The sequence below is a fragment of the Nocardia wallacei genome, assembly GCF_029868745.1.
Classification (GTDB): domain Bacteria; phylum Actinomycetota; class Actinomycetes; order Mycobacteriales; family Mycobacteriaceae; genus Nocardia; species Nocardia wallacei_B.
Genome location: NZ_JARWOP010000030.1, coordinates 1 through 2,193, shown reverse-complemented (window position 1 = coordinate 2,193; position 2,193 = coordinate 1). Strand labels below are relative to the sequence as shown.

Annotated in this window: 3 protein-coding genes; all 3 read right to left on the bottom strand. The window is 67.3% G+C overall.

Annotation, left to right across the window (positions count from 1 at the left end; genetic code table 11):
• Window positions 1-73: 73 nt before the first annotated feature.
• A complete protein-coding gene (dcd, locus tag QH470_RS01280; protein ID WP_280270375.1) occupies window positions 74-652 on the bottom strand; it encodes a dCTP deaminase in 579 nt (192 codons plus the stop codon).
• Between the two features lie 42 nt (window positions 653-694).
• A complete protein-coding gene (locus tag QH470_RS01275; protein WP_280270374.1) occupies window positions 695-1,777 on the bottom strand; it encodes a glycoside hydrolase family 183 protein in 1,083 nt (360 codons plus the stop codon).
• 196 nt (window positions 1,778-1,973) lie between these two features.
• A partial coding sequence (locus QH470_RS01270) for an acyl-CoA dehydrogenase C-terminal domain-containing protein (RefSeq protein ID WP_280270373.1) occupies window positions 1,974-2,193 on the bottom strand: 220 nt, incomplete at its 5' end.

Here is a 2,193-nt window from a genome sequence, read left to right as displayed (position 1 = left end):
CAAGTCCGGCACGCACGTCCGGCCGGAGCGGTTGTGCGCTCGGCCGCCGCATCCTGGGGGGGCGGGGGCCGGGTCAGGAACCGTTCGGCTGCGGGAAGTTCAGGTAGGCGCGGGAGGGCGTCGGCCCGCGCTGGCCCTGGTATTTGGAGCCCGCGGCCGAACTGCCGTAAGGATGTTCGGCCGGGCTGCTCAGCCGGAACAGGCACAGCTGGCCGATCTTCATACCCGGCCACAGCGTGATCGGCAGGTTCGCCACATTCGACAGTTCCAGGGTGATGTGGCCGCTGAAACCCGGGTCGATGAATCCGGCGGTGGAGTGTGTGAGCAGGCCCAGGCGGCCCAGGCTGGACTTGCCCTCCAAGCGTCCGGCCAGGTCGTCGGGCAGCGTGCACACCTCCAGCGTCGAGCCGAGCACGAACTCGCCCGGGTGCAGCACGAACGGTTCCCCGTCGACGGGCTCGACCAGACTGGTCAGCTCGTCCTGCCGCTGCGCCGGGTCGATATGGGTGTACCGAGTGTTGTTGAACACCCGGAACATTCGATCCAGGCGCACATCGATGCTCGACGGCTGGACCAGCTTCGCCTCGAACGGTTCCAGTGCGAGCCGCCCCGCGGCCAGCTCAGCACGAATGTCGCGATCGGAAAGCAGCACGCCGAAGAGCCTAATGACAGCGCTCGCGGACCCCGACACCGCCTACAACGGCGTCCGCATCAGCATCACGTTGTACTGCCGATGCTGAGTGACCAGGAAGTACAGATCGCTGCCGGTCTGGTACGGGTAGATCATCGGGGCGTAGGCGCTGGGCAACTCGCGGGTGTCGATGAGCACGCGCGGCTCGCTCCAGGGGCCCTCCGGGGCGGGCGCGGTACGCATCACCACCGAGTTGCTCGGGTCGGTGGTCATCATGACGTACTGCCCCAGATACTGGTTCCACATCACCGAAAGCTCGCCCACGCCACCGACGATCGGCTTGGCGGCGTTCACGTCGTTGAGCTTCCAGGCCCCGCCGTCCCAGTACTCGTAGGCGTCGATGTTGGCGATGTCGGCTTCCTTGACCCGCGCGACGAATCCGGGATTGTCGCGCCCGGCGGGCGTGCCGTACCGGTAGACGAAGCCGTCGGCCTTCAGGAACGCCGCCTGCTGGAAGTTGTGGAAGCCGCCCTCGTCGGCGCGGCGGGTGGTGGGCAGCTGCGCCCAGGTCTGCCCGCCGTCGCCGGACACGGCCAGGGTGGAGAAGTTGGTGTCCCAGTGCCCGTCCGGGCCCCAATCGCGCACCGACATCATGCTCATGTACTGCACTCCGCCCACCGAGATGCCGGCGGTCGGGATGAAACTGATCTCGATGCCCGGGATCTTCGGGCTCGGCAGCGGGTTGTCGACGAAGCTCGTGTAGCGGATGCCGTCGATGGGGCTGGCCCCGGCGGGACTGCGGAACAGTACGTTGGAGCGCCACGCCCACATGCTGCCCGCCAGCAGGTTCGGCATGCCCAGCCCGGCGGTGTCGCCGTAGGCGGTGATCATCTGCCCGCGACCGTCGTCCCACATGATGCCGAGGTCGGTGCCGAGCACATTGCTGTCCTGGGTGCGGTTCGGCGAGGCCATGCCGGTCATCTGATAGACGGCCTGGGTGGCGCCGCCGAGATGCGGCAGGCCGTTGACGCCGTTCAGTCCGGGAATCGGGTTGATGTTGTTCGGGTCCGCGCCCGCCGGCGAGGCCGACAGGGCCAGCAGCGCGACCGCCGCGCACGCTCCGGCAAGTGCTGGCAGTCGTTTCATGCTCTGCTCCCCTTCCGATTGTGACGCCGTGGGTATTGTGCCCGTTCCGGCTCGCCGATGTGTGGTATGCGAGCGGACACAATTATCACATCGCTGTCACAGGTAGGGGTCGTTACGGCAACGAAGCCCTGCCACCGGTGGTGAATCCGGTTGCGGGGCTTCGTTTTCGATCAGGAGCGCCAGCGCCTCGGCGCGCTCAGAACGCCGCTTCGTCGAGCTCCATGATGTCGTTGTCCAGGTTGGACAGGACCGCGCGGGTCGCGGTCAGTTCCGGGAGCACGTTGCGGGCGAAGAACTGCGCGGTGGCGACCTTGCCCTGGTAGAACGGCTCGGTGGAGCCGTTGTCGAGGGCCTTGATGGCGATCTCGGCCTGCTGCAGCAGTTGCCAGCCGATGAGCAGGTCGCCGACGGAGAGC